We start from the raw sequence: 24,342 nt of genomic DNA on the forward strand, positions 1-24,342 counted from the left end.
CTAGGATTTTTTTATAGAATATATTCTTTTATTATTTGCTCAAAGCTGCTTTCACTTGGTCAGCTGCTTCTTGGAATTGTACTGCAGACAAGATTGGCATTCCAGAGTTGTCAATCATTTCTTTAGCAAGTTCTGCGTTAGTACCTTGCAAACGAACAATAATCGGCACTTTTATGCTGTCTCCCATATTTTTGTAAGCATCGATAACACCTTGCGCCACACGGTCACAACGAACGATACCACCAAAAATATTGATCAAGATTGCTTTTACGTTAGGATCTTTCAAGATGATTCTGAAAGCCAATTCTACACGTTTTGCATCAGCTGTTCCACCAACATCAAGGAAGTTAGCTGGCTCAAAACCTGCATATTTAATCAAGTCCATCGTTGCCATTGCAAGACCAGCACCGTTAACCATACAGCCTACAGTTCCGTCAAGATCCACATAATTCAAGCCTGCAGCTTTTGCTTCAACTTCGATTGGGTTTTCTTCGCGAACATCACGCATTTCAGCTAAAGCTGGGTGTCTGTACAATGCGTTATCGTCAAGATTTACTTTCGCATCTACAGCAATAATTTTGTTGTCAGATGTTTTTAATACTGGATTGATTTCGAACATTGAAGAATCAGAACCGATATATGCTTTATACAAAGAGTCAACGAACTGAACCATTTCTTTGAAAGCATTTCCTGAAAGTCCAAGGTTGAAAGCAATTCTTCTCGCTTGGAAAGCTTGCAATCCAACATTAGGATCGATTTCTTCAGTAAAAATCAAATGAGGTGTTTTTTCGGCAACTTCTTCGATATCCATTCCACCTTCTGTAGAATACATGATCATGTTGCGTCCTTTTCCTCTGTTTAACAAAACTGACATATAGAATTCTGAAGTTTCGCTTTCGCCTGGATAGTAAACATCCTCAGCAACCAAAACTTTGTGTACTTTTTTTCCTTCAGCAGAAGTTTGTGGCGTAATCAACTGCATTCCGATGATTTGTTCTGCCAATTCTTCAACTTGTTGCAAGTTTTTAGCCAATTTCACACCACCGCCTTTTCCTCTTCCACCTGCGTGAACTTGAGCTTTGATAACGTGCCATCCCGTTCCTGTTTCAGCTGTCAATTGTTTTGCAACTGCTACAGCTTCTTGCGGGTTGTTAGCAACATAACCACGTTGAACTTTCACGCCATAACTGGCTAATATCTCTTTTCCTTGGTATTCGTGTATATCCATATTAAAGTTTTTTGACTTTTTAAAAGTGCCACAAAAATAGCAAATTCCATCTAATCAGCGAAAGGAATTATCTTTTTTATTTGATGCTTGACAAGTGATTTCTGCTGAGCCTTTTTAGATTTTTCAAATCTTCTTTTTGCAGTTAAAAATCTTCTTCCAGAAGCAACCTTTTTACTATTTTAACATCTTTAGTATATATCAAAAAACAAATAGGACACTAATCAAAACAAATAATCATGAAAAATCTTAAACTCTTAAGTTTATTTGCACTATTGATAGTGCTCGGCTGCAATGGTGACGACGATAATCGAAATGATATTACATTAAGCGGTGAATGGAAATTGATAGAAGTGAATGGCACTATCGCTGGCATAAGACACCTATTTGTGCCTGGAATCATCAAATGGAATTTTAATACTTCAAACCATACGTTTACAGTCGTAAATAACAATACTAATGAAACCAAGCAAGATGTGTTAGAATCTGGCACTTATACTTATTCTATCGAAGGCAATGATGCCACGCCTGAACTATGCAACCAGACTTTAGTCTTAGACGGAACAAATTACGGCTGTTATTCTATGACAACTACCACTTTGCAGATTAACCAAGGTGAAGCGGATGGAATTATCATCAAACTTATTCGTTAGGAAATATCGTTTATTAGCAAAAATAAGTTGTATTCATAACTAATTGTTGTTTTTTGTTATTTTCAGTTATCTATTTTGCATAAAAAGAAATGGAGTTATAGCTTTGCAGAAAGAAATTTAAAGTTATGCAAACCAAAGATTTATTGCATCTGGCAGAAGAATTTGGAAGTCCGCTCTATGTTTATGATGCTGCAAAAATCCAATCTCAATACACAAGACTCACAAATGCTTTCTCCAAAGTAGAAAGCCTGCGAATAAATTATGCCGTAAAGGCCTTATCCAATGTTTCCGTCCTAAAACTTTTGAAAGAAATGGACTCTGGATTAGACACCGTTTCTATCCAAGAAGTCCAATTAGGATTATTGGCTGGATTTTCGCCAGAAAAAATAATCTATACGCCAAACGGCGTTTCTTTTGAAGAGATTGAAGAAGTAGCGCATCTTGGCGTACAAATCAATATTGACAACTTATCTATATTAGAACATTTCGGAACAAAATACCCTTCAATTCCTGTCTGTATTCGAATCAATCCGCACGTCATGGCTGGTGGAAATGCCAACATTTCGGTAGGTCACATCGACAGCAAGTTCGGAATCTCTGTACACCAGATGCCGCATATCTTGAGAATTGTAGAAAATACAGGCATGCACATCAATGGAATCCACATGCATACAGGCTCTGATATTTTGGATATCGAAGTCTTCTTATACGCTGCAGAAATTCTTTTTGAGACGGCAAAACATTTCAGCAATCTGGATTTTCTTGATTTCGGAAGTGGCTTTAAAGTACCTTACAAAAAAGACGATATCGAAACCAACATCGAAGAATTAGGCAAAAAACTGACCAAAAGGTTTAATGCTTTCTGCAAAGAATACGGACGCGAATTAACATTAGCTTTCGAACCTGGAAAATTCTTAGTCAGCGAAGCCGGTTTTTTTCTTGCTAAAGTAAATGTCGTAAAACAGACGACTTCTACGGTTTTCGCAGGAATAGACAGCGGTTTCAATCACTTAATCCGCCCAATGCTATACGGTTCCCAACACCATATAGAGAATATTTCCAATCCTAAAGGCAAAGAGCGATTCTATTCTATTGTCGGTTATATATGCGAGACAGATACGTTTGCCAACAACCGAAGAATTTCAGAAATCAAGGAAGGGGATATCTTATGTTTTAGAAATGCAGGAGCGTACTGCTTCTCAATGTCGTCTAATTACAATTCCAGATTCAAACCCGCTGAAGTCCTTTGGTACGAAGGAAAAGGACACTTGATCAGAGAAAGAGAAACTTTTGACGATTTGATCAAAAATCAGGTCATTTTGGAATTTGAAAAAACCATGAGTTAGTTTCCCAAATTAGTTTGGTAAATATATTTTGCGTGAAGGCCTCATTGCTGCCGCTTTGAGGCTTTCTGGCGTCTAGAAACTTCTAAAAATAAATAACAGATAGTTAATCTGCATAAAATGATTGTTCATTATATTTGAACTTTATAAACCCAAAGAAGTATTTTTTCAGATGGATAGAAGGAAATTTTTCAGAAACGGTTCGCTATTTACAATCGGAACAGCGGTTTTGAATCCTTTTCAAGGCAACGCCAATGTTTTGGATTTCGAAACCGTAAACAAGAATAAGAAAGCCAAGAATATCATTTTGCTTGTAAGCGATGGTATGAGCACAGGAACTCTTAATATGGCTGATTTGTTCCTAAACAGGAAATACGGCAAAGGTTCCAATTGGATTCAATTATATAAAGACAATAGAGTTTCGAGAGCTTTGATGGATACGGCTTCGGCCAGTTCTATCGTTACAGATTCAGCAGCAGCAAGCTCGTCTTGGGGTGGCGGTTTTCGTGTGAATAATGGTTCATTGAACGTTGGTCCTGACGGACAAGCGCACTTGCCAATCTGGCAAAAATTCAAAAAATCTGGAAAAATGGCGGGATGCGTAACCACTGTTCCGATTACTCATGCCACTCCAGCTGGTTTTTGCGTGAATAGTAAAAGCAGAAACAGCCAAGAAGATATTGCCGAACAGTACCTTGATTTAAATTTCGACATTATGATGGGCGGCGGACTTAATTATTTCGCGCCAGAATTACGAAAAGACAAAAAAGATATGTTTGCCGCTTTCAAAGAAAAAGGATACCAGGTAGCAAAAACACGTTCAGAAATGTTCAACGTTTCAAACAATTCTCCTATTCTTGGTGTTTTTTATGAAGATGGACTTCCTTATTCTGTGGATAGAAATAGCGATGAAAACCTCAAGAAAACGATTCCTACTTTGGCCGAAATGGCACAAAAAGCAATCGATCGCATGAAAAATCATAAAAATGGATTCGTACTCCAAATTGAAGGCGGAAAAGTAGACTGGGCGGCGCATGCCAATGACATTGCGGCTTTGATACACGACCAGATTGCTTTTGATGAAGCCGTGAAAGTCGCCATTGATTTTGCCGAAAAAGACAAAGAAACTTTAGTCATTATTACTACTGACCACGGAAATGCAAATCCAGGAGTCATTTACGGAAAAGATGCTAACGATAATTTTGACAGCATCCAAAAGTATACGCAGACCAACGAATGGATCTTGAACCAGATCAAGCCTAACTTCTCTATTACCGAAGTAAAGGAAATCATTGAAAAGGCAAATGGGCACACTTTAGGTGATGAAGATGCGAAAACCGTATTGAGCTACTACGACGGGCTGCATAAAGAAGACGGATTGTACAATTACAAAAAGCTTCCGTATAAAGCATTTTCTGAAATGCAACAGAAGACAAATTCTGTTGGATGGATCAGCATGGACCACTCTGCAGATTATGTGGAATTGGCTATGTTTGGACCGGGAAGCGAACTTTTGAAACCTTTCGTAAAAAATACAGATTTGCACTATTTGATGTTGCAGGCTGCTGAAGTTGAAAACAAATTTTAAGAATAATTAAAATAAAAATCAAGGACTGTCTTTTTAGGCAGTCTTTTTTTTATATTTAACATAAAGTTGTAACTAAAACTAGGAACTGCCGAGAAGATGAATATTCCGAAGATATTACATAAAAGAAAGTATGAATTTTTATTAGCAGCGTTGCTGATTCATCTTTTTATTGCAGTATTGTTGTATGATTTGGATTTTTACACCAACATTATTTGGCCTTTAAACATGCTCATTTTAGGAATTTTTAGCTTGGGAATTTTTTCAGAAAAATCAAGAATGCAGCTCATTTTCAAGAATATTCTTCTCGCATTGATCATCTTCCTTCCTATTTCTATTATTTACTTGAAACCGACTCCGTTAATGATGGAGCTGATCAATATTGCGCATATCGCATTCTACTGCTATATTTTTATTGAAGTCTTGCGTTATCTGCTAAAGCCGAGCTATATTAATTCTGATATCGTTTCTGCTTCAGCCTGCGGCTATTTGCTGCTGATAGAAATCGGGATCTTTTCGATGCAGGCCATTTATTATGGAACTACAAATCCGTTCAAAGGTATCGATACCACTTCTTTCACTACCATATATCTCGATATTGTTTATTTTTGCAGCATTACGGTTACCAGCATCGGATTTGGAGACATTGTGCCTTCCAATCATTATGCAAAACTGGCAACGTCTATTTTGGGAATTGCAGGTCAGTTTTATTCGGTAGTATTGGTGGGAATAATGATCAGCAAGTATACTTCAGAAACTGGAAATTCGTCTAAAAAATAAATTATGCATTCAGGAAAACAATACTCCCTAAAAGAATTTATCATCTGGACTCGAAGAGACATCTATTGGATTTTTCTACTCGCGGCTATTCCGACTGCTCTTTTTGATTTTTTCGGATTTAAATGGCTCGCTATTCCTTGGGTTCCGATTGCCATGATCGGCACGGCAGCGGCATTTATTGTAGGTTTTAGAAACACGCAAACGTATAACCGATTATGGGAAGCAAGGCAGATTTACGGAAGTATCGTAAATACGAGCCGTACCTGGGGAATCATGGCGAAAGATTTTATAACAAACTCACCTGCTTTACCTGCAACTGAAGAAGAACTTCATTCGATACGCAAGACACTAATCTACAGACATATTGCATGGCTCACGGCACTGCGTTTCCAACTTAGAGAAAAAAGAGCTTGGGAAAACATGGACAAGCCATCCAACAAAGAATACCAGCAATTGTACAAAGTCTTGGAATACGAAACCACACTAGAGGCAGAACTTCAAAAATACCTAAGCCAAGAGGAGCTGAATTATATCGTAAGTAAAAAAAACAGGGCCACCCAAATTATAACCCTGCAATCAAAACACCTTAAAGAACTCGCCGAAAAAGGACTCTTAAGCGAATTTAAGCACGTAGCTTTAGAAGACCGACTAAAAGATTTATTCGACCATCAAGGAAGATGCGAACGCATAAAAAACTTCCCTTATCCGCGTCAATTTGCAAGCATAAATATGTTTTTCATCCGACTGTTCGTCATCATGCTGCCGTTCGGACTCATCAATGAATTTGCTAAATTAGGAGAACATTGCGTGTGGTTTACCGTTCCGTTTAGCGTCATCGTCGGCTGGGTATTCAATTCGATGGAACGCGTTGGCGAAAGCACTGAAAATCCTTTTGAAGGAAGCGCAAACGATGTTCCGATTACCGCAATGAGCAGAACTATAGAAATAGATTTAAAAGACATGCTGGACGAAACCGACCTGCCTCCAGCCATAACACCAATCAACAATATTTTAATGTAAACTATTTATGGAATTAGAAAAAGTATTCAAAAATAACGAAAAGTGGATCGCTGAAAAATTAGAAAAAGATCCAGACTATTTTGCAAATTTGTCGAAAGGACAAAGTCCTGATATTCTGTATATCGGATGTTCGGATAGCCGCGTTACGGCAGAAGATTTGATGGGAGTTTCTCCTGGTGAAGTTTTCGTACACAGAAACATCGCCAATATGGTCATCAGTATTGACCTGAATGTAATGTCGGTCTTAAATTATGCCGTAAATTATTTGCATGTAAACCACGTGGTAGTCTGCGGACATTATTTCTGTGGAGGTGTAAAAGCAGCGATGCAGGCAGAAGATTTAGGCGTGCTCAATCCGTGGTTGCGAAATATCCGTGACGTTTACCGCCTTCATAAGAACGAGCTTAACGCAATTGAAGACGAAACTCAAAAATACAACCGATTGGTCGAATTAAATGTACAAGAACAGTGCATCAATCTCGTCAAGACTGCTGAAGTGCAAAAAGCGTATAGCGAAAGAGGGCTTCAGATTCATGGCTGGGTTTTCGACATACACTCTGGAAAGCTAATCGATCTAAAACTAGATTTTGACCATATCATGAAAAACATCATGGAAATTTATAATCTTGGGCACGATTAAAAAAAAAAATCCCTTTACGTTTTGTAAAGGGATTTTTTTTTATAAATGAATTGCCTCTTGTTTGGCACTTTCAAATTCAGAAACCATGGTATCTATAATTTCTTTAACCGGTTTTATATCGTGGATGAGGCCAGAAATTTGTCCGATTTCTAATTCGCCTTCAATTAAATCGCCTTCAAACATTCCTCTCTTGGCACGGGCTCTTCCTAACAAGACTTTCAGGTCATCTGGAGTCGGACATTTGGCATAAAGTTCTTGGATGTCTTGGTAGAATTTATTTTTTATCAATCGTACTGGTGCTAATTCTTTTAACGTTACCTGCGTTCCGCCTTCTTCCAAATCAACGATAGTTTTTTTAAAATCATCATGTGAAGAGCTTTCAACCGACGCTGCAAAACGGCTTCCAACTTGCACTCCATCAGCGCCTAAAACCATAGCTGCCAGCATGCCTCTTCCTGTCGCAATACCTCCAGCCGCAATTAATGGAATCTGTATTTTTTCACGAACCATCGGAATCAGCGTTAATGTTGTCGTTTCTTCCCTTCCGTTATGTCCTCCGGCTTCAAAACCTTCGGCAACTACAGCATCAACTCCAGCTTCTTGGGCTTTCAATGCAAATTTTGAACTGCTGACTACATGAACAACCGTTATTCCTTTTTCCTTTAAAAAGCTAGTCCATGTTTTCGGATTCCCTGCAGAAGTGAAAACTATTTTTACGCCTTCTTCAACAATAATATTCATGATTTCTTCGATATTCGGGTAGAGCATCGGAACGTTTACTCCAAACGGCTTGTCGGTTGCTTTTTTGCATTTTTGGATGTGTTCTCTCAAGACTTCTGGATACATCGATCCGGCTCCGATCAACCCTAATCCTCCTGCATTGCTGACAGCACTTGCTAATTTATAACCGCTATTCCAAATCATGCCACCTTGAACGATTGGATATTGTATGTTGAAAAGCTGCGTAATCTTATTCATTTAAATGATTTATAGTATTATTTTATTGGTTTTTATTTGATTCTATCTTGAAATTCAGGGAATTATTTTATGGCTAATTTTCCGGTTTGGTAATTGGTTCCTGCTTTAATTTTATAAAAATAAATACCTTTTACCAAATTTTCAACCGAAAAACTCGGTCTTGAATTTTGGATTTCCGTATACAGAATTTCTTGTCCCAGATTGTTATAAATAGAAACCTGAGCTTTTTCATATTCCTTCGGAAAGGCCAAATTTACAATTGAAGTGGCTGGGTTTGGATAAATGGTAAATGTTTTGGAAGAAAAAGTAGGAACTTCTAAAGCATTTGTCAAAGCCAAATTAAAATCCGGAATTCCGTATCCGAACTGATCATTTGGCGTGTTGTATAAATGAGCCGATTGCTTGATCAACTGCATGATTTCTGTATTCGTCTTGTTCGGAAAAGCCTGCCACAAGCAAGCTACCATTCCTGCTATAATAGGCGATGAAAAAGAAGTGCCGTTAGCAAACACAACATTTCCTAACTGATTGGAAACGACTGCTGCTTCACCTTGAGCCATGACATCAGGCTTGACCCTAAAATCTGCAGAAGGCCCGATAGAGCTAAAACTTGCATATAATTTTGTTGATGTTACCGCACCAACAGCCAGCACATTTTCTGCATCGGCTGGAGCACCGATATGCGGTTCTGAGCCAGCTCCTGTATTTCCAGCAGAAGCTACGCAAATCATACCACGAGAATAGGCAATTTCTGCTCCACGAGAAATAAAAGTCGTCGTGCCATTCATGTTAAAATATGCATAGCTATAATCAGTATTGTTGTAGCCGAAATAGCTTAAAGAGGTATTGATTATATCTACGCCCAAACTATCTGCCAGTTCTGCGGCTTCAACCCAGTAGGATTCTTCAACAGGGTTTTCATCCAAAATATCTTCTGTGATAAAAAGATAATAAGAAGCATCGGGAGCTGTTCCTACCAATTGGTTTTCAACATAGCCTCCCATGGTTGAAAGTACCTGCGTTCCGTGCGTGCCGCCGCTATAAAAATCAGCATTTCTGGTAACAAAATCATAGCCTCCTAAAATCTTATTATTGACTAGAAGCCTTTGGAAAGGTTGTGCAGTATTTACATTCGGGAATCCTGCGTCCATAACCGCAATTATCTTCCCATTTCCTGTAAAATCTTGCTGGTGCAGCAGATTGCCTTTTAACATCCTGATCTGGTTGCCCGAAGTACCATATCCATAATTTACCTGAACTTCTAAGTCTTTTACCCCAACCGAATTGGTTTGGCGCAACGCCCTTCCCTCTCCATTCAATGCTGGATTTGCAAATTGCACACGATCTACAAATGCAAAATTTTCAAGACCACGAATATCCGTTATTGACCCTCTGATATGCAAAGCATTCAACCATTTGGATTTAGCTTTTACCGTAATTCCGGACGTAGCTGTAACCTGATTGATATAGGAAACTGAAATCGGAACATCTTTATCATCAAGCGGAATATTCTGAGTCGTTCTTCTATCCAAAGCTCTTTGCGAAAGCATTTCTAAAGGATTTGCAAGATAATGAGCCGCATCCGGCTTATCTGTAAAATATACCCAGGCATCTTCTTGGCCTATGGCATACACACTCGAAAGCAAGAGCAGTAAAAGAGTAATTTTTTTCATAAATTATTGTATTGGTTGTCCAAACTTGAACAGATTACCGCTGTCATCGATTATATAAAATTCGCGCATTCCCCAAGGTTGATTTTTTAGTGCTATTGTATCGCCTAACACTTTCTTATACCGCTCAAAAACAGCCTCAATGTCATTTACGCAAATATAGCAGCTTGAGTTTTCTGCAACTATTTTATCATCGCATTTCCATAAATGAATTTCAATACCATCCCAAACAAAAATCAGAAGATCATCATATTCGTTTGCTAGTTCGCAGCCTAAAATTTCTTGGTAAAATTTTTTAGATTTTTCAAAATTTAAAGATGGAAGCTGGGATATGATTTGGGCAATTTTTGAATTCAAAACCTCTATTGTTTTAGATATAAAAGTCAAATTTACAAAAATGAAATTTTATAAAACGCTTTAGCCGCCAATATTTACAGGAGTCAGACAGCAATATAAAACACTAAATATCAACGAAATAAAAAATATTTTAAAATTTATTAGGTTTTTAAAATATTTATACTCTAAATTTGCACTCAAGTTCTTTAAAAGATTATTCTTATCCAGAAAGACCGAGGGAATTGACCCTATGACGTCTTGGCAACCTGTCCGTTTTCGGATAAGGTGCCACATTCAACCCTTGCTTTGGCAGGGAAAGATAAGCTTAGAAAATAGTACATAATACTTCAAGATATTATATGCTCTTCTGACTTATCGGAAGAGCATTTTTTATTTCTGCTCTCCCGATATCTGGTTTCGAATATTTTTTTTAAAAACAAAAAATATTTAAAAACAATCTTAAAAGTATCAAGATGAAAGAGCAGACACAAATCTTAAATTACATTCCAGTTGACGAATTAACAGGTTCCATCTCAGTTCCAATTTACCAGACTTCCACTTTCGTACAAGAAGCACCAGGCATCCACAAAGGTTTTGATTATGCACGAAGCAATAATCCTACACGGAAAGTCTTAGAAGACTTAGTCGCAAAATTAGAAAACGGAACTAATGGCTACGCTTTTTCCAGCGGCCTAGCAGCTATCGATGCGGTCGTCAAATTATTATCGGCTGGAGATGAGATTATAGCGGTTGACGATATTTACGGCGGTGCCTTCCGTCTGTTTACGCACATTTATGAAAAATTCGGAATCAAAGTAAAGTATGTCGATGCTACTGATGCTAAAAATGTAGCCGAAGCAATTACAGACAAAACCGCCTTAATCTGGATTGAGTCTCCGACGAATCCTACTTTGAAAATTTCTGACCTTCGTGCTATTGGAAAAATTGCAAAAGAAAACAATATCCTATTTTGTGTCGATAACACTTTTGCCTCTCCTATTGCCCAAAAACCAATTGATTTTGGAGCCGACCTAATCGTGCACAGTGCAACAAAATACATTTCAGGACACAGCGACCTGATTGCAGGCTTGGTTATTACGGCAACTGAAGAATTAGGCAGTAAAATTAAGTTTATCCAAAATGCTTCGGGTGCTATCTTAGGGCCTTTCGACAGCTGGTTGGTAATACGAGGAATCGAGACTTTAAACTTGAGAATTAGACAGCATGCTGAAAATGCGCAAAAAATTGCCGAATTCCTGACAACAGAAAAACTAATCCAAAACGTTTATTATCCGGGGCTGAAAACGCACCACAACCACGAAATTGCTAAAAGTCAGCAGAAATACTTTGGGGGCGTAGTAACGTTTGATTTAGTGATTGATGACAAAGAACTGGCTTCCAGAATTGTTTCGGGAACCAAATTGTTCAAGCTTGCCGAAAGTTTGGGCGGCGTGAAAAGCTTGTGTTGTTTGCCATGCGAAATGACTCATAAATCAATTCCTGCAGAAAAAAGATACCAGTCTGGCGTGACCGACAGTTTGATCCGACTTTCTGTTGGCTTGGAAGATGCCGATGATTTGATTGCCGATTTAAAACAGGCTATCCAAAATGCAGTCAAAGAAAATGTTGCCATCGAATTCCATAAAAACTAATACCATCCTACTTTTAATCATCATATAAATAACACTCAAAATGTCAAGAAAAAAATTAAATATAGGATTGTTTGGTTTCGGATGCGTCGGTTTCGGACTGTATGAAGTTTTACAGAAAACCCCTGGACTGAAAGCAAACATCAAGAATATCTGCGTAAAAGACAGAAACAAAACGCGCGAAATTGGTGCAGAAAACTTCACTTTCGACAAGAATGATATCTTCAATGATCCGGAAATCAACGTCATTGTAGAATTAATCGACGATGCCGATGCGGCGTATGAAATTGTAACGACAGCCTTAAAAAGCGGCAAAGCAGTGGTTTCTGCCAACAAAAAAATGATTGCAGAGCATTTTGAAGAACTGCTCGAATTGCAACGAAAACACAATGTCCCGTTATTGTATGAAGCCGCGTGCTGTGCGAGCATGCCGATTATCCGAAATTTAGAAGAATACTATGATAACGACCTATTGGAATCCATCCAAGGCATCGTGAATGGTTCTACTAATTACATCCTTACCAAGACGTTCAAGGAAAATCTATCGTATGATGAGGCGCTGAAACAAGCACAGGAAAAGGGCTTTGCCGAAAGCAATCCGATTTTAGACACGGGCGGCTTTGATGCCAAATACAAGTTGTTGATTTTGCTAGCGCATTCTTTCGGATATATTGCAAAACCTGAGGATTTACTGAATATAGGAATTAATAATATTGGCGGTTTAGAATTAAAATATGCTCGAGAAAAAGGGTTAAAGATTAAGCTTGTAGCTCAAGCTTTTAAAAATAATGATGGAAACATTTCGGCTTTTGTTATTCCAAAATTCGTAGATACAGAAGATCGCTTGTTTAACGTGGATGATGTTTTTAATGGCGTGATTACGAAAACCAGTTTTGCAGACGAGCAGTTCTTTGTTGGGAAAGGCGCGGGTGCTCATCCGACAGCTTCGGCTGTCTTGAGCGATATTTCTGCTTTGAGCTATGATTACCAGTACGAGTACAAAAAAATTGCACAGCAGGAAAACATAAGCTTGTCTGATGACGTAAATTTGAAAGTATTCTTAAGACATCAGATTGAGGATGCAGTTACTTTAAAGAAGCATTTTTCAACTATTGACGAATCGTATCTAAATCATGAGTCGGGTTATATCACCGGAACCATTTCCTTAGAAAGCTTACGAAATATACACTTTGATGAAAGTTTTGATAAATCTTTTGTTTTGCTGGAAATTGCTAATTAGTGCCTTTTTACTGATTATTTCCAAGCAGTAAAAGACATCAACTAAGAGATGAAGAATGCTAGCTAGCTAGCTATACTATTTCAATTGTTTGTTTATATATTTTGTTCATTAAAAAACCCGACAATCTCTTGTCGGGTTTTTATCTATGATAGTATTTCAAATTATGCTATAACTCCAGAACCTATAAGTTCTTCTCCTAAATGCCAAGAGACAAATTGTCCTTCTGTAATGGCGGACTGTGGGTTTTCAAAAGCAACATACAAACCGTTTTCAAACTGATATAAAGTCGCTTTTTGCAACGGCTGGCGGTAACGGATTCTTGCCATTACTTCCATGGTTTCACCATTTTTTAGGGCTAGATCTTCACGAATCCAATGTACTTCAGATTTTTCAACAAAGAGTGCTTTTTTAAATAATCCGGGATGTTGGCTTCCTTGTCCGGTATAAATGATATTATTTTCCACATCGGTTTCGATAATGAAAAGCGGTTCAGCTGTTCCTCCAACATTTAGTCCTTTGCGTTGTCCTTTCGTAAAATAGTGAGCCCCTTGATGTTTTCCGACTACTTTCCCCATTTCTGGAGCATATGGAATAGACGCAGCTTCGAACGCCAGTTCTTCTTGCAAAGAATCGAACTCAGCCTTGTCTTTTGTATAAATATCTTGACTGGCTTCAATTTCAAAAATCAGTCCGTCTTTTGGCTGTAATTTTTGCTGTAAAAACTCTGGCAAGCGTACTTTTCCGATAAAACACAATCCTTGTGAATCTTTCTTTTCTGCCGTAACCAGTTCCATTTTTGCAGCGATTTCACGAACTTCCGGTTTTGTCAGCTCTCCAATCGGGAACAAGGATTTTGCTAATTGTTCTTGCGAAAGCTGGCATAAAAAGTAAGACTGGTCTTTGTTTCCATCGACACCGGCAAGCAATTGATATACTGGTTTTCCATCTACTTCAATTTCGCCTTTTCTGCAGTAATGTCCAGTCGCTACATAGTCGGCTCCCAAGCTTAACGCAATTTTCATGAAGACGTCAAACTTGATTTCGCGATTGCACAATACGTCTGGATTAGGCGTTCTTCCTTTTTCATATTCGCGGAACATATAGTCCACGATCTTTTCTTGGTATTGTTCGCTTAAATCGACTGTCTGGAAAGGAATTCCTAATTTTTCTGCCACTAAAAGTGCATCATTGCTGTCTTCCAGCCAAGGGCATTCGTTAGAAATTGTAACAGAATCATCGTGCCAGTTCTTCATAAAAAGGCCAATGACTTCATAGCCCTGCTCCTTCAATAAATAAGCAGCAACACTAGAATCAACACCTCCAGAAAGACCAACTACGACACGTTTCATTTTTTCTAATTTTATGACGCTGCAAAAGTACGCCAAAATAGAGCATGATTTATGCTCTATTATATTTGTTTAATTTATGAATGTATTTGAGAAATTTATTTGTTGCTCGGAGCGTTTTGCGGCAATTTTCTAGCTCCTTTGTTTTTGCTGTCAATTTTGAACTTTTCTTTTTTTACTTTATTCGGATTTTCTTCTTTCACAAGTTTGCCGTTTTCGTAATATTTCCAAATGCCAGACTTTTTACCGTTCTTGAATTGTCCTTTTATCGTTTTTCCAGCATCGTCATTGTAGGTTACCGCTCCGTCAAATTCGCCGTTTTTATAGATGGCATCTTCAAGAACAGCGCCTTTTTCGCTGTATTTTTTATATGGTCCGTTTTTAATTCCGTTTGTATATGTTGCTTCTTCGGCTATCTTGCCACTTCTGTAGAACACTTTTCGGATACCGTTTAGCTTTCCTTTGGAATAGTTTTCAAGGGTCATTATTTCTTTCGACTCAAGGTGATAGTATTTCCATTCGCCTTCGTTGAGCTTGTTGACTTCTTTTCCTTCGCTTACTTTATTTCCTTTTTGGTCAAAAAAAGTGGTATAGGCAGAACCGTCTTTTGCCGTAAAATCTCGCGTCGCAATTACTTTTAATTCTTTGGTATCATCAAAAAACTTAAAGACTCCTGTTTCTTTTCCGTGGTCAAAAGTTCCTTCATAGCGCGGTCTTTTAGACTCGGTATAGGTTCCTTTCCAAAGTCCATGTCGCTGACCTTTATCATCGAGCTTGTTGGTTTCCTGAGAATAGGAATACTGAAAAAAAGATAAAAATGAGAGTACTATTATAATAATTGATTTCATAGTCATGCAATAGCTGATTTATTATTCTTGTTAACTAAAAATATGCCATTTTATTGCTTTCTGCTTTCAAGTTTCCACTATTAAAGAAGCTTTCGCAATAAATCTGTGTGAATTTAAAAAAGCACCCGGTGATGAGTGCTTTTTAAATTTTATTTCTTTTTTCTGTCTTCTAAAGATTTTTTCTTATCCTCTAAAGACTTGCTTTTTTGTTTCTGTTGCTCTTGGGCCTGCTCCATCATATCTTGCATTTTTTGCTGGAAACGGCTTTTTGGCTTCTCTTTTGTCTTGTTCTCTTGAATTCTAGCATGGATCTTTTCATCGTTGATGATGTAATTTTTGATGACCAGCATGATTCCAATCGTAATCGTATTTGAGATAAAGTAGTACAAACTCAATCCAGATGCGTTATTGTTGAAGAAAATCATCATCATTAATGGCGAAATGTAAATCATCATTTTCATGATCTTGCCCATATCTGGCATACCTTCTTGCGGAGGCGCACTCATGGCTTGATCGCCAGTCGTCATTTTCATGTAGAAGAAAATTGCGATTGCTGCTAAAATCGGGAACAAACTGATGTGGTTTCCATAGAAAGAGGAAATTACAGGAATGTGCTGTTTCCAAGAAAATATGGCATCAAAAGAAGATAAATCTTCTGCCCAAAGGAAATTCTTTTGTCTTAGCTCGATTGCCGACGGGAAGAACTGGAACAAGGCATAGAATACCGGAATCTGCATCAAAGCCGGAAGGCATCCCGCCATTGGATTGACGCCTGCTTTATTGTACAGTTTCATCGTTTCTTGCTGTTTCTTCATCGGATCTTTCTTGAATTTTTCATTCAATTCCTGAATTTCAGGGCGAAGAACCTTCATTTTTGCCTGCGACAGATACGACTTATAGGTAACTGGTGACATCACCAAACGGACTAAAATTGTGAAGACAATGATTGCGATTCCGTGTGCCAAGAATAGGCTCAAGAAATCATATACTGGAATAAAAATCCAACGGTTGATCCAACCAAAGATTCCCCAACCTAATGAAATTACTTCATCAAGGTTTTTCTCATAGCTGTTTAAAATTTTATAATCGGCTGGCCCGTAGTACCAGTTCATATTATAGTTGACTTCGCCTCCTTTGAAAGCTAAAGGAACGGTTGCTTTGAACGATTTGGTGAAGATGGTATCTTTTTCAACATCTTTAACCAAGTTGTCTGATTTCAGTTCTGCTACTTTAAACGGCGTATCCGTCAAAAGAATCGAAGCAAAAAAGTGCTGTTTAAAAGCAATATACGAAACTTCTTTGGCTTCTTGGCTATCAGAAGATTGCCCTAAATAATCATCTTTTCCACCTTCGTATTCATATACCAATTCAGAATAACGGTTTTCGTAAGAAACGCTTTTTTCGTTTCTGTAGGTTTTCAGGCTCCATTCCATCGGAAGTGGATTTGATGTCTGAAGTACTTTGCTCAATCCTTGCGTTCTGATAGAGAAATCAAGCATATAGTCTTTTGGCTTCAGCACATAGCGGTATTCCAAATATTGTTCTGGGCCTGCTTTCAAGCGCATCGTCAAGACTTGGTTTTCGCCTTCTTTTGTAAGCGTAGGCTCAAAATACAAGTCTTTTGTGTTCAACACCAAATTGCCTTGCGTTTTAAGTTCAATATTTAGATTGGCATTGTTATCTTTTATGATTTTGACCAATTTTCCAGAACCTTTGCTGAAAGCTTCGAAATTCTTCATTTCAGCACCAACGATATAACCTCCTTTGTTTGAAAAAGTAAGTTTTACAAGGTCATTCTCGATCGTCTTGGTTTCAAGTTTTGCAGATGGAAGCGTTGCAGCATAAGCAAAACTGCCTAAAGAAGTTTTCAGTTTTTCTAATTGAACTGAATCTTTTGCTGTAGTGTCTGCCACCGTCAATGCGGCTTCTTTTACTGCTGTTGTTGCTGCTTTTTGTTTTTCTGCTTGCTCAATTTTGGCTTTTGCGTCAATTTCTTCCTGTGAAGGTTTATTGATGTACATTACGCCAATAAGGAGCGCAAAAATCAACACGAAGCCAATAATCGAATTACGGTCAAACTTTTTTTCTTCCATTTTATTCTAAATAATTAATTTAATTCCGCATTTATGCGTTATGCTCGGTCTTGAAGGGTTTCTTCAATTACTATTTATTTTTATGTGCTACTGTCGCTTTCACAAAATTCACAAAAAGCGGATGTGGTTTTGCGACCGTACTTTTATATTCAGGATGGTATTGCACTCCGATAAAAAACGGATGGCTTTCAATCTCAATGATTTCTACTAATCCTGTATCTGGGTTTACACCCGATGCTTTTAATCCTGCATTTTCCAAAGCTTCTAAATATTCGCCGTTAAATTCATAACGGTGACGGTGACGCTCTTGGATTTGGCTTTTGCCATAAATTTTTGAGGCTAATGTATCAGGCTTGATATCACATTTCCAAGCTCCCAAACGCATTGTTCCTCCTTTATCTGTAATGGTTTTCTGCTCTTCCATTAGATTGATTACCGGATGTGCTGTCCCGGCATTCATTTCTGTTGAATTGGCATCTTTATGTCCCAAAACATTTCTTGAATATTCTATGACAGCCATTTGCATTCCGAGACAAATTCCGAAAAACGGAATGTTCTTTTCTCTTGCATAACGAACTGTTTCGATTTTTCCTTCGATTCCTCTTTCTCCAAAACCTGGCGCTACCAGAATTCCGTCTAAATCTTTCAGTTTCTCAGACGCATTTTTTTCGTCTAAATACTCTGAATGAATACTCACTACATTTACCTTCGTTTCGTTTGCAGCTCCTGCATGAATAAAGGCTTCTAAAATTGATTTGTATGAATCTTGCAATTCTACGTATTTACCAACCAGACCGATATTTACGATATGCTTCGGATTTTTCAGTTTTTGCAAGAACTCGTTCCATTGTTTTAAATCTGGAGTTGCTTTTTCTGGCAAGTCTAATTTTTTCAAGGCTACTTTGTCAAGACCTTCTTCCAGCATCAGGTTTGGAACGTCATAGATTGTAGAAGCATCGATAGACTGAATCACAGCTTCTCTTTTTACGTTACAGAACAACGCTAGTTTCTGACGCAATTCGTCTGAAATTTCGTGCTCTGTCCTGCAAACTAAAATATCGGCTTTGATACCGCTTTCCATCAAGGTTTTTACCGAGTGCTGTGTTGGCTTAGTTTTTAATTCGCCCGCAGCAGCTAAAAACGGAACTAACGTCAAATGAATTACGATTCCGTTATTTTCGCCTAATTCCCAAACCAATTGGCGAACCGACTCAATATAAGGAAGCGATTCGATATCTCCTACCGTTCCTCCAATTTCAGTAATCACAATATCAAAGTCGCCAGATCTTCCAAGCAATTGCATTCTTTCCTTGATCTCATTGGTGATATGCGGAACGACCTGTACTGTCTTGCCTAAAAATTCTCCTCTTCGCTCTTTTTCAATAACCGAAAGATAGACTCTTCCAGTCGTCACGTTGTTGGCTTGCGAAGTCGGGACATTTAAAAAACGCTCGTAATGTCCTAAATCTAGATCGGTTTCAGCTCCATCATCTGTCACATAACATTCTCCGTGTTCGTAAGGATTTAATGTCCCTGGGTCAACGTTGATGTATGGGTCAAATTTCTGGATTGTCGTTCGGTATCCTCTGGCCTGTAATAATTTTGCTAAAGATGCGGCTATGATTCCTTTCCCTAAAGAAGATGTCACACCGCCTGTAACAAAAATATATTTTGTCTGATTCATTGTGCTGTTGTTTGTCGTTGTAGTTGTGTAAAAAAACGTGGCAAAAGTAGTGAATAAAATTGGAATATTAGAAATTCCATCGCTTAGATTGCTCCGAAGTTATATTTTTAGATTTGCAAACCTGTAATTAATCGTACGCCTCTTTTTGGGAAGCAAAAAAACCTGTTTAGGATGGTTTTGGGTACTGTTTCTTTATATTTCTGATTAGTTCTTCTAGGCCGTTTAATTTTAGCTCATAGACTAATTGAAGTTGCTGTCCTAATTCTCCTTTCGGGAAGCCTTTGTTGCTGTACCAAACTACATAATACTCTGGCAGATCAATCAAATGCCAGCCTTCATACTTGCCGAAGGGCATTTTTGTGTGGGCTAATTTTATAAGAAGCTTTTTCTGATCGTCCATTTATTCAGAGAAAAAGATTCTGACTCCGATCCAAAATAAGAAGAAGAACAAACTTACAATTAATATCCTATTTCCTTGTTTTCTATCGGATTCTGTGTAGTTGTAAACTCGATCTCCGTTAGGCAATGTCTTTTTATGAGTTTTTAAAAACCATCCAATGAAAAAACCGAGAAAGCCTCCTAAAAAGGCAAACAAATAGCCCGCAATAATCCAACCGCCTTGATGTTCTTCGGGTTTAGATAAATCTTCCAGCCTTTGTTTTCTGTGTTTTTCTATTTCTTCGGGAATTATCTCCTGCCCTCTTTCTTTGAGTATTTTCTGTGCCAGCAAAAAATCAAGATGGCTCCACTCGTCTTTTTTTACGATGATTTCTTTGAGTTCTTCATCTGTGAATTCGTGCAGATAATGGTCCCTGTCTATAGTCTCAACCAAATTTGAAGAAATCTGCAATAACAGAACATCTGCTTTTTCGAAATCTTCTTTTTTCAGCTTTATGAGGTAGTCTTTTGATAATTCTGAATTTCCAAAATTGCCGTCCAATCCTGAAGAAGTATCTTCAATTCGGTATTCAATTTGGCTTTCTCTTAAAAAGGTAGCCAATTCTATGGCATCTTCTTTTAAGTTGAATTTTTGAAACGTAATAAATTGAGGGTTTTCCAACGATTATTTCCAGTTAAAGGTGATTGCTTTTTTGATATCAGGATTCAAGCTCAAAAGAACCGGACAGTTCATTGCTGTTCTTTCCAAAATAGTCTTGGCTTTTTCATCAACTGAAACTGACATATTCATCACGATTTCAATCTTGGCAATTTTTCGTGGTTCGGCTTGCATAATTTTCGTTACCTCAACAGTAGAGCCTACCAAATCTAGGTTCATGTCTTTTGACTTGATTGCCATTATCGAAACCATACAGCTCCCTAGAGCGTTGGCTAGCAAATCTGTCGGTGAAAAAGCTTCTCCCTTTCCATGATTGTCTGTTGGTGCGTCAGAAAGTATTTCAGTTCCTGATTGCAGGTGTATTGAAGATGTTCTTAAATCTCCTAAATAGGTTACTTTTGATGTCATTATTTTGCTTCTTTAACCGTCAGGTCTTCATCATAATAAAGGATATACACTCCTTTGTTTGAATAGCCTCCTGATGGATTTCTATTGTAATTGAATTTATTTTCGACCTGTTCTGTAGCTGCATCATAAATTGTTTCTTCGAAACTTTTTTCTTGTGACAATCTGAGCATCGCATCGAAAGTCACGTCAAAACCGCGCGTAGCATATTGATTAGGGAAAATATTGTTTTTCTTTTTGTACACTTTTGAAAAGATCAATGCTTCAGGCGTATCATTATCACGCGTTACTGCCGGATACAGCATTCTTAATTTTGCCAAGTTGGCTATAGAAATTTCGTCCGAATCTAAAGCATCATTCGATTCCAAAATCACTAACTGCAATTGATATTCTGACTGTGCTGCCAGCAAAGCGGAGATAGTCGATTTGATCATCCATATGCTAGCGGTTTCCATCACAACATAGTTCATCTGGTTTTTCACCAACAGCGACTTAAGGCTTTCTGGGGACAAACCGCCTTTATCTGTAAAGCTTGCGAATTTCACATTACTGTAATTGTCTGAAATGTATTTGCGTGTGCTTGCTTTTTTCGGATCTACAACAGCGACTATATTACCATTTTTACTGTTCATATAATCAAACATGGCGCTTTTAAGATAGTCAACAGTCGGCATTGATTGGTAAAGATTGCTGTACAATTTTCCGCTGTCTTTTGACAAAGGAGAAATCACAGGAACATTGCTTTTGTTAAGCATTTCGGCTGTTTTTTCAGCATGAGCTTGGTAAAATGGCCCTACGACTACATCGGCTTTTGTCAAATTATTTTGTACAAATGTGCTGGAAATGCTTGATGAATTTCTGTTTTCTTGCGAATCAAGAATCTTCACGTCGATATTCAAGCCCAACGTCTTTGCCGAATCGATAGCCACTAACGCACCTGAATAAAAATCAAGGGTCATGTTAAGGAAGTTGTCTTTTTTCAATCGTGCCTGAACGCTAGAGGTCGTATCGCCTTCAATTTTTGACACATTGAAAGGCAACAGCAGCACCAATTCTTTTCTTTCTTTTGTTGAAAGCGATTTGGTCAAATCGGTAAAGTTTTTAGAAGAAGCATTTGCTAATGGCAGCGTATTTGGAACTTTTAATATCATTCCTACTTTTACGCCGTCTTTCAATTCTGGATTCAAATCTGTCAAATCGTTTTGGCTCAATCCGAACTGTCTCGACAAGCTGTAAAGTGTTTCTTTAGGCTTTACTTCGTATTTTCCAAAACCAGCATCTGTCGTTTCTTGTTTTGGAGTTTCTTGCTTAGGAGTTTCAGATTTTTTCTCAGCTATTTCAGCTTTTGGAGCATTTCCTTTAATGACGAGCACTTGTCCTATTTTCAAGCCTTCTTTAGCTTCTGGGTTTTTCTTCTCTAGCTCTTCTAAAGTAATGCCGTATTTCTTTGCGATCGAGTATTTTGTTTCTTTAGGCTGTACTTCGTGGACGATATTTTGTCCGCCGTTTTTAGCCTCTTTTTTTTCTTCTTTCTCGACTTTCTTTTCTGCTTTTCTTTCTTCTTTTTTAGAAGGCTTGGTTTCTTGTTTTGGCGTTTCTTGTTGTTTTCCAGGGATTGTCAAGACTTGGCCAATTTTTAGTCTGTCTTTTATTTCTGGATTTGCTTTTTCTAAATCAGCCACAGAAACATTGTACTGCTTTGCTAATCCATAAGCAGTTTCTTTTGGAGCAACAGTATGGGTGTTTCCTTTCTTTTGAACCGATGGCGTTTCGACAACTTTCTGTTCTTTTACTGGAATTTTCACTGCTCCTTTTGAAGGAATTAGCAAAACTGATTTTTCTTTCAGACCATTCCTCGCATCTGGATTCAGGGTATAAATATCTAAAGGAGTAACTTTATATTTTTGTGCGATTTGCGTCACGGTCTCTCCGCTCGACACCGTATGTTTCACATTCTGCTGTGCCTGTCCTGAAAAAGACACTAAAAACATCCATACAAATACTATAAAAAACTGCTTCATTTTATTCTTACTTTTTAAGGCTATTAGATTTTATAAGCTAATAAGTCGTTACTAATTTAGAGAAAAGCAACGACTTAATTAATTAATTTTTAAATTTCTTATTCCCACTCGATTGTGGCTGGCGGTTTTGAGCTGATGTCGTAGACCACTCTATTCACGCCTTTTACTTTATTGATGATCTCGTTCGAGATTGTCATTAGAAACTCATACGGAAGATGCACCCAGTCAGCTGTCATACCGTCTGTAGACTCTACAGCTCTCAAGGCAACTACCTTTTCGTACGTTCTTTCGTCTCCCATCACACCAACGCTGTTTACAGGAAGAAGAATCGCTCCAGCCTGCCAAACTTTGTCATACAATCCGTGTGACTTTAATCCTTCTACAAAAATATAATCTACTTCTTGAAGAATCCTTACTTTTTCTGGCGTGATATCTCCCAAAATACGGATGGATAATCCTGGCCCAGGAAAAGGATGTCTTCCCAACAATTCTGGCGAAATCCCGAGCGTTGCTCCTACTCTTCTTACTTCGTCTTTGAAAAGCATGCGAAGCGGCTCAACTACTTTCAGCTTCATAAAATCAGGCAATCCGCCCACATTATGATGCGACTTGATTGTAGCCGATGGTCCTTTTACAGAAACCGACTCAATCACGTCTGGGTAGATTGTTCCTTGCACCAGCCATTTCACGTCTTCTATCAGGTGCGATTCGTCATCAAATACTTCAATGAACACGCGTCCGATTGTTTTTCTTTTTGTTTCCGGATCATCGATACCCGCCAATTCATCCAAAAAACGTGCCGAAGCATCAACTCCTTTGACGTTCAAGCCCATTCCTTTGTATTGTTCAAGAACATTTTGGAATTCATTTTTACGTAACAATCCGTTATTCACGAAGATACAGTACAGGTTTTTACCAATCGCTTTGTTCAGCAAAACTGCAGCTACAGTAGAATCAACTCCGCCTGAAAGTCCGAGAACAACTTTATCGTCTTTTATTTTTTCTTGCAATTCCGCCACGATTTCCTCTACGAAAGCATTTGGCGTGAAATTCTGAGGCACTTTTGCAATTTTGACCAAGAAGTTTTCTAAAATCTGCTTCCCGTCAGTAGAATGGTATACTTCAGGATGGAACTGAATTGCATACGTTTCTTCGCCATTAATTCTATAGGCAGCATTTTCTACATCTTTGGTACTTGCCAATCTCACTCCGTTTTCCGGCATCTTTTTGATGGTGTCGCTATGGCTCATCCAGACTTGGCTGTTCAAATGCACATCATCGAAGAAAGCCTCTTCGTCTTTAATAAACGTAAGATTAGCTCTACCGTATTCGCGAATGTTAGACGGTGCTACTTCGCCTCCAGAAAAATGGGCTAAGTATTGGGCGCCATAACAAACAGCTAGCAACGGCAGCTTGCTGCGAATCTGAGACAAATCAGGATGCGGCGCATCTTCGGCTCTTACTGAAAAAGGGCTTCCAGATAAAATTACGGCTTTATAACTTGATAAATCACTCGGAAAATGATTGTATGGGAAAATTTCGCAGAAAATATTTAATTCGCGAACCCTTCTCGCAATTAGTTGTGTGTATTGCGATCCGAAATCTAAAATAAGTACGTTGTGTTGCATGCGCAAAATTAAGTTAATCTTGTAAGATGTTGTTTGTTAGTAGCTGTGTTTTTTATCTTTTTTAGTCGAAAGGACAATCTCTTCCTACTCTCAATAAAAATAAAAGCGCAAATTTACAATTAAATGAGCAAAAAGGAGACA

General features: G+C 38.1%; 21 protein-coding genes and 1 riboswitch. Of the genes, 8 read left to right on the plus strand and 13 right to left on the minus strand.

Going from position 1 to position 24,342, the window contains the following annotated elements; all coding sequences use genetic code 11:
* Positions 1–31: 31 nt before the first annotated feature.
* Positions 32–1,228, minus strand: coding sequence for an ADP-forming succinate--CoA ligase subunit beta (gene sucC, locus OLM56_RS15380; RefSeq protein WP_121374672.1), 1,197 nt, complete (start codon positions 1,226–1,228; stop codon positions 32–34).
* 236 nt (positions 1,229–1,464) lie between these two features.
* On the opposite strand from sucC, the gene OLM56_RS15385 reads away from it, so the two are divergent.
* The 6 genes from OLM56_RS15385 to OLM56_RS15410 all read left to right on the plus strand — a co-directional run bounded on the left by OLM56_RS15385 (position 1,465) and on the right by OLM56_RS15410 (position 7,246).
* A complete protein-coding gene (locus OLM56_RS15385; protein WP_264527590.1) occupies positions 1,465–1,878 on the plus strand; it encodes a hypothetical protein in 414 nt (137 codons plus the stop codon).
* Positions 1,879–2,003: 125 nt separating this feature from the next.
* Positions 2,004–3,224, plus strand: coding sequence for a diaminopimelate decarboxylase (gene lysA, locus OLM56_RS15390; RefSeq protein WP_264527591.1), 1,221 nt, complete (start codon positions 2,004–2,006; stop codon positions 3,222–3,224).
* A gap of 169 nt (positions 3,225–3,393) precedes the next feature.
* The gene (locus tag OLM56_RS15395; protein ID WP_264527592.1) at positions 3,394–4,809 is read left to right on the plus strand and encodes an alkaline phosphatase; all 1,416 of its coding nucleotides are present in this window, start codon (positions 3,394–3,396) and stop codon (positions 4,807–4,809) included.
* Between the two features lie 96 nt (positions 4,810–4,905).
* The gene (locus tag OLM56_RS15400; RefSeq protein WP_121374676.1) at positions 4,906–5,586 is read left to right on the plus strand and encodes a potassium channel family protein; all 681 of its coding nucleotides are present in this window, start codon (positions 4,906–4,908) and stop codon (positions 5,584–5,586) included.
* A gap of 3 nt (positions 5,587–5,589) precedes the next feature.
* Complete coding sequence (locus OLM56_RS15405; RefSeq protein ID WP_264527593.1) at positions 5,590–6,606, plus strand: bestrophin family protein; 1,017 nt, start codon at positions 5,590–5,592, stop codon at positions 6,604–6,606.
* A 7-nt stretch (positions 6,607–6,613) separates the two neighbouring features.
* Entirely contained in the window at positions 6,614–7,246 is a 633-nt protein-coding gene (locus tag OLM56_RS15410; RefSeq protein WP_121374678.1) for a carbonic anhydrase, read from the plus strand.
* Positions 7,247–7,285: 39 nt separating this feature from the next.
* Here OLM56_RS15410 and OLM56_RS15415 read toward each other — a convergent pair whose 3' ends face one another.
* The 3 genes from OLM56_RS15415 to OLM56_RS15425 all read right to left on the minus strand — a co-directional run bounded on the left by OLM56_RS15415 (position 7,286) and on the right by OLM56_RS15425 (position 10,251).
* The gene (locus OLM56_RS15415) at positions 7,286–8,224 is read right to left on the minus strand and encodes an NAD(P)H-dependent flavin oxidoreductase (protein WP_121374679.1); all 939 of its coding nucleotides are present in this window, start codon (positions 8,222–8,224) and stop codon (positions 7,286–7,288) included.
* 62 nt (positions 8,225–8,286) lie between these two features.
* Entirely contained in the window at positions 8,287–9,897 is a 1,611-nt protein-coding gene (locus tag OLM56_RS15420; RefSeq protein ID WP_264527594.1) for a S8 family serine peptidase, read from the minus strand.
* A gap of 3 nt (positions 9,898–9,900) precedes the next feature.
* Positions 9,901–10,251 carry a bleomycin resistance protein gene (locus OLM56_RS15425; RefSeq protein ID WP_264527595.1) on the minus strand — a complete coding sequence of 117 codons (351 nt, stop codon included), beginning with the start codon at positions 10,249–10,251 and terminating at the stop codon, positions 9,901–9,903.
* A gap of 196 nt (positions 10,252–10,447) precedes the next feature.
* A riboswitch (SAM riboswitch) is annotated at positions 10,448–10,556 on the plus strand.
* A 147-nt stretch (positions 10,557–10,703) separates the two neighbouring features.
* Here OLM56_RS15425 and OLM56_RS15430 point away from each other — a divergent pair.
* A complete protein-coding gene (locus OLM56_RS15430) occupies positions 10,704–11,882 on the plus strand; it encodes a trans-sulfuration enzyme family protein (RefSeq protein WP_264527596.1) in 1,179 nt (392 codons plus the stop codon).
* A gap of 40 nt (positions 11,883–11,922) precedes the next feature.
* A complete protein-coding gene (locus OLM56_RS15435) occupies positions 11,923–13,119 on the plus strand; it encodes a homoserine dehydrogenase (RefSeq protein ID WP_264527597.1) in 1,197 nt (398 codons plus the stop codon).
* Between the two features lie 161 nt (positions 13,120–13,280).
* On the opposite strand, the gene mnmA is transcribed toward OLM56_RS15435, so the two are convergent.
* The 9 genes from mnmA to guaA all read right to left on the minus strand — a co-directional run bounded on the left by mnmA (position 13,281) and on the right by guaA (position 24,201).
* The gene (gene mnmA / locus OLM56_RS15440) at positions 13,281–14,483 is read right to left on the minus strand and encodes a tRNA 2-thiouridine(34) synthase MnmA (protein ID WP_264529027.1); all 1,203 of its coding nucleotides are present in this window, start codon (positions 14,481–14,483) and stop codon (positions 13,281–13,283) included.
* 80 nt (positions 14,484–14,563) lie between these two features.
* On the minus strand, positions 14,564–15,313 hold the full coding sequence (locus OLM56_RS15445) for a hypothetical protein (RefSeq protein ID WP_319800570.1): 750 nt from the start codon (positions 15,311–15,313) through the stop codon (positions 14,564–14,566).
* Between the two features lie 149 nt (positions 15,314–15,462).
* The gene (gene yidC, locus OLM56_RS15450) at positions 15,463–17,406 is read right to left on the minus strand and encodes a membrane protein insertase YidC (protein WP_182492316.1); all 1,944 of its coding nucleotides are present in this window, start codon (positions 17,404–17,406) and stop codon (positions 15,463–15,465) included.
* 70 nt (positions 17,407–17,476) lie between these two features.
* Complete coding sequence (locus tag OLM56_RS15455; RefSeq protein ID WP_264527599.1) at positions 17,477–19,090, minus strand: CTP synthase; 1,614 nt, start codon at positions 19,088–19,090, stop codon at positions 17,477–17,479.
* A gap of 166 nt (positions 19,091–19,256) precedes the next feature.
* Positions 19,257–19,490 (minus strand): DUF3820 family protein, encoded by a 234-nt coding sequence (locus tag OLM56_RS15460; protein WP_121374688.1) that lies wholly within the window; start codon positions 19,488–19,490, stop codon positions 19,257–19,259.
* On the minus strand, positions 19,491–20,150 hold the full coding sequence (locus OLM56_RS15465) for a hypothetical protein (RefSeq protein ID WP_264527600.1): 660 nt from the start codon (positions 20,148–20,150) through the stop codon (positions 19,491–19,493). It abuts the gene before it with no gap.
* 3 nt (positions 20,151–20,153) lie between these two features.
* On the minus strand, positions 20,154–20,555 hold the full coding sequence (locus OLM56_RS15470) for an OsmC family protein (RefSeq protein ID WP_264527601.1): 402 nt from the start codon (positions 20,553–20,555) through the stop codon (positions 20,154–20,156).
* A complete protein-coding gene (locus OLM56_RS15475) occupies positions 20,555–22,573 on the minus strand; it encodes a LysM peptidoglycan-binding domain-containing protein (protein WP_264527602.1) in 2,019 nt (672 codons plus the stop codon). The genes OLM56_RS15470 and OLM56_RS15475 overlap by 1 nt, the downstream gene beginning before the upstream one ends.
* Positions 22,574–22,671: 98 nt before the next feature.
* Positions 22,672–24,201, minus strand: a complete 1,530-nt coding sequence (guaA, locus tag OLM56_RS15480; RefSeq protein ID WP_264527603.1) for a glutamine-hydrolyzing GMP synthase — start codon at positions 24,199–24,201, stop codon at positions 22,672–22,674.
* Positions 24,202–24,342 lie beyond the last annotated feature (141 nt).

The sequence above is a fragment of the Flavobacterium sp. N2550 genome, assembly GCF_025947265.1.
Taxonomy (GTDB): Bacteria; Bacteroidota; Bacteroidia; order Flavobacteriales; family Flavobacteriaceae; genus Flavobacterium; species Flavobacterium endophyticum.

What these genes read in the sequence shown, in the direction of transcription:
- sucC (WP_121374672.1), bottom strand. Translation starts at nt 1,228, where the DNA reads ATGGATATACACGAATACCAAGGAAAAGAGATATTAGCCAGTTATGGC.
- OLM56_RS15385 (WP_264527590.1), top strand. Translation starts at nt 1,465, where the DNA reads ATGAAAAATCTTAAACTCTTAAGTTTATTTGCACTATTGATAGTGCTC.
- lysA (WP_264527591.1), top strand. Translation starts at nt 2,004, where the DNA reads ATGCAAACCAAAGATTTATTGCATCTGGCAGAAGAATTTGGAAGTCCG.
- OLM56_RS15395 (WP_264527592.1), top strand. Translation starts at nt 3,394, where the DNA reads ATGGATAGAAGGAAATTTTTCAGAAACGGTTCGCTATTTACAATCGGA.
- OLM56_RS15400 (WP_121374676.1), top strand. Translation starts at nt 4,906, where the DNA reads ATGAATATTCCGAAGATATTACATAAAAGAAAGTATGAATTTTTATTA.
- OLM56_RS15405 (WP_264527593.1), top strand. Translation starts at nt 5,590, where the DNA reads ATGCATTCAGGAAAACAATACTCCCTAAAAGAATTTATCATCTGGACT.
- OLM56_RS15410 (WP_121374678.1), top strand. Translation starts at nt 6,614, where the DNA reads ATGGAATTAGAAAAAGTATTCAAAAATAACGAAAAGTGGATCGCTGAA.
- OLM56_RS15415 (WP_121374679.1), bottom strand. Translation starts at nt 8,224, where the DNA reads ATGAATAAGATTACGCAGCTTTTCAACATACAATATCCAATCGTTCAA.
- OLM56_RS15420 (WP_264527594.1), bottom strand. Translation starts at nt 9,897, where the DNA reads ATGAAAAAAATTACTCTTTTACTGCTCTTGCTTTCGAGTGTGTATGCC.
- OLM56_RS15430 (WP_264527596.1), top strand. Translation starts at nt 10,704, where the DNA reads ATGAAAGAGCAGACACAAATCTTAAATTACATTCCAGTTGACGAATTA.
- OLM56_RS15435 (WP_264527597.1), top strand. Translation starts at nt 11,923, where the DNA reads ATGTCAAGAAAAAAATTAAATATAGGATTGTTTGGTTTCGGATGCGTC.
- OLM56_RS15445 (WP_319800570.1), bottom strand. Translation starts at nt 15,313, where the DNA reads ATGAAATCAATTATTATAATAGTACTCTCATTTTTATCTTTTTTTCAG.
- yidC (WP_182492316.1), bottom strand. Translation starts at nt 17,406, where the DNA reads ATGGAAGAAAAAAAGTTTGACCGTAATTCGATTATTGGCTTCGTGTTG.
- OLM56_RS15455 (WP_264527599.1), bottom strand. Translation starts at nt 19,090, where the DNA reads ATGAATCAGACAAAATATATTTTTGTTACAGGCGGTGTGACATCTTCT.
- OLM56_RS15460 (WP_121374688.1), bottom strand. Translation starts at nt 19,490, where the DNA reads ATGGACGATCAGAAAAAGCTTCTTATAAAATTAGCCCACACAAAAATG.
- OLM56_RS15470 (WP_264527601.1), bottom strand. Translation starts at nt 20,555, where the DNA reads ATGACATCAAAAGTAACCTATTTAGGAGATTTAAGAACATCTTCAATA.
- OLM56_RS15475 (WP_264527602.1), bottom strand. Translation starts at nt 22,573, where the DNA reads ATGAAGCAGTTTTTTATAGTATTTGTATGGATGTTTTTAGTGTCTTTT.
- guaA (WP_264527603.1), bottom strand. Translation starts at nt 24,201, where the DNA reads ATGCAACACAACGTACTTATTTTAGATTTCGGATCGCAATACACACAA.